We start from the raw sequence: 2,295 nt of genomic DNA on the forward strand, positions 1-2,295 counted from the left end.
AACGCGGCTACATCGACGCCGTGATCATGCCCTCCCAAACCCGCGCCCACATCGTCCGCGGCCTGCGCCAGCTCCGCACCAAACGCGAAACCCTCCCGCCCAAGAAGCACGGCAACATCCCGCTGTAAACCAGCCCCGAACCAAACCCAGGATCCGGCCGCCGAAAGGACCCGACCGATGATGATCAAGGTCGTACGGGGCAACCCCACCCCCGAGGAGCTGGCCGCCGCACTGGCGGTGGTCCACGCCCGCGCCGCCGCGGTGCCCACCACCCCGCCCGGCGGCGCGACCGGCACCCGGGACGCCTGGGCCGACCCGGCAAGGCTGGCGCAGGCGCGCCGCCCGTCCCCGGGCCCCACGAGCTGGGCGCGCACGTACTGGCCCGCCTAGTCCCTGCGCGCGGCGCCTAGTCCCTACGTGCGGGTGCGCCTGAGTACGCGTACTCAGGCGCACCCGGCGCCCGGCCAGCAGTATCGGATCCATGCTGTGGTCGGACCCGGAGAACGAGCCTCCGAAGGAGCTGCGCGAAACGCAGGCGATGCTGCGCCGCGCGGGCTTCGTGCTCGCGCTGGCGATGGTGATAGCGATGCTGGTGCTGGGCATCGTCTGACGGAGACCCCCGGAACCCGGCCCCCACCCCCGCCGTATGGAACCCTGACGGCATGAGTGATCCCCACCTGAACACCCCGCCGAGCACCACCCCCCGCCGCCTCATCCTCGCCTCGAAGTCCCCCGCCAGGCTCGCCCTTCTGCGTCAGGCGGGCCTCGACCCCGAGGTGCTGGTCAGCGGGGTCGACGAGGACGCCGTGACGGCCCCCACCCCCGCCGAGCTGGCCCTGGCGCTCGCGGAGGCGAAGGCCTCCGTGGTCGCGGCGAAGCCGGAGGTGCACGGCGCCCTGGTGATCGGCTGCGACTCGGTCCTGGACATCGACGGCCAGGCGCTCGGCAAGCCGGCCGACGCCGAGGAGGCCACGGCGCGCTGGAAGTCGATGCGGGGCCGCGCGGGCACCCTGCAGACGGGCCACTGCGTGTACGACACGGCGGTGAACCGCTACGCGTCGGCGACGGCCTCGACGGTGGTCCGGTTCGGTGAGCCGAGCGACGCGGAGATCGCCGCGTACGTGGCGTCGGGCGAGCCGCTGCACGTGGCGGGCGCGTTCACGCTGGACGGCCGCTCGGCACCGTTCATCGACGGCATCGACGGCGACCACGGGAACGTGATCGGCCTGTCGCTGCCGCTGCTGCGCCGTCTGCTGGCCCAACTGGGCGTGAGCATCACGGACTTGTGGACGATTCAGACAGGCTGAGGCACCTGAGGCGCCAACCCCCGTCTCACACAGGCTGAGGCGCCCCGCCCCCGTCGGCCATCCCGCCCCCGCCGGCCGGCCCGGCCTCCGCGCCACCCTGCTCCTTGCGGTCGTAGGCGACCAGCGTCAGCACGATGAGCCCGAGCACGACCATCATGAAGACGAAGGCGAGCCAGCCGACGAGGCCGATGCTGAACGCACCGAGCAGGCCGTGCACGACGGCCGCGCTGATCAACAGGATGCGGCCGAAGCCGGCGGGTGCGCGGTCGCGCGCGGCGACGCGTACGAGGACGATCCCGCACAGCGCGAGATAGAGCCCGAAGACCCCGCCCCCGATCCATGTGGAGACGGACATGGCCCGGGGGTCGAGCCCGGCCAGCGACATGTCCTGGTGGTCCACCACCAGTCCGAGAAACCAGTTGAGCAGGGCGATACCGATCGCCTCCGCGAAAAGCACGATCGCGGCCACCCACGCCACCGGTCTACGCGCCACCGGAACCCCACCCACTTTCGACTGCTGTTACCCCTAGTACGTTCAAGACATCGCGAACGCTACTAACGGGTAAACGTCCGGACAAGGGGTCTGCCCAAGGCAAAGAATCGTTGGGCCATTCGTAGGGACTCCACAAAGAAACCAGGAGGGGCGCAGCACCGTCTCACAGAGACCTAGCCCACTTCGGCGGGCTAGGGTTCCAAGAGGGAAGGCTGCGCACCCGGGCGCCACAAGGGGTTTCATCACTTGAGCGCGCCTCGAATAGCACTCTGTGTGGGCAAGCTCACTCATGGGGACGGGTCGTAAGCCCGTGTCGGCAGTCCCTAAACTCGGCTTGTTTCAAGGAGGGAGCCATCGTGCGCAAGGTGCTCATCGCCAACCGTGGCGAAATCGCTGTCCGCGTGGCCCGGGCGTGCCGGGATGCCGGTATCGCGAGCGTTGCCGTGTATGCGGAGCCGGACCGGGACGCTGTGCATGTCCGGGCGGCGGACGAGG

At 70.2% G+C, this 2,295-nt stretch carries 6 protein-coding genes; 5 read left to right on the forward strand and 1 reads right to left on the reverse strand.

All coding sequences use genetic code 11. From position 1 onward, the window contains the following. The 4 genes from EOT10_RS43025 to EOT10_RS40860 form a co-directional block, all read left to right on the forward strand. Positions 1-128: carboxyl transferase domain-containing protein (locus tag EOT10_RS43025; RefSeq protein WP_348539254.1), on the forward strand; the 128-nt coding region annotated here is incomplete at its 5' end. A 49-nt stretch (positions 129-177) separates the two neighbouring features. Beyond that, the gene (locus EOT10_RS40855) at positions 178-390 is read left to right on the forward strand and encodes an acyl-CoA carboxylase epsilon subunit (RefSeq protein WP_127833435.1); all 213 of its coding nucleotides are present in this window, start codon (positions 178-180) and stop codon (positions 388-390) included. 91 nt (positions 391-481) lie between these two features. Next, positions 482-610, forward strand: a complete 129-nt coding sequence (mmpB, locus tag EOT10_RS42795; RefSeq protein ID WP_262985482.1) for a morphogenic membrane protein MmpB — start codon at positions 482-484, stop codon at positions 608-610. 52 nt (positions 611-662) lie between these two features. After that, a complete protein-coding gene (locus EOT10_RS40860) occupies positions 663-1,307 on the forward strand; it encodes a Maf family protein (protein WP_127833436.1) in 645 nt (214 codons plus the stop codon). A 25-nt stretch (positions 1,308-1,332) separates the two neighbouring features. On the opposite strand, the gene EOT10_RS40865 is transcribed toward EOT10_RS40860, so the two are convergent. Then, positions 1,333-1,800, reverse strand: a complete 468-nt coding sequence (locus tag EOT10_RS40865; protein WP_223281529.1) for a hypothetical protein — start codon at positions 1,798-1,800, stop codon at positions 1,333-1,335. Between the two features lie 356 nt (positions 1,801-2,156). Between EOT10_RS40865 and EOT10_RS40870 the strand changes: the two genes are divergently transcribed. After that, positions 2,157-2,295 (forward strand): biotin carboxylase N-terminal domain-containing protein (locus EOT10_RS40870; RefSeq protein WP_146003151.1); only part of this gene is annotated, 139 nt, incomplete at its 3' end.

This window comes from Streptomyces antnestii (genome assembly GCF_004005495.1).
GTDB classification, from domain to species: Bacteria; Actinomycetota; Actinomycetes; order Streptomycetales; family Streptomycetaceae; genus Streptomyces; species Streptomyces antnestii.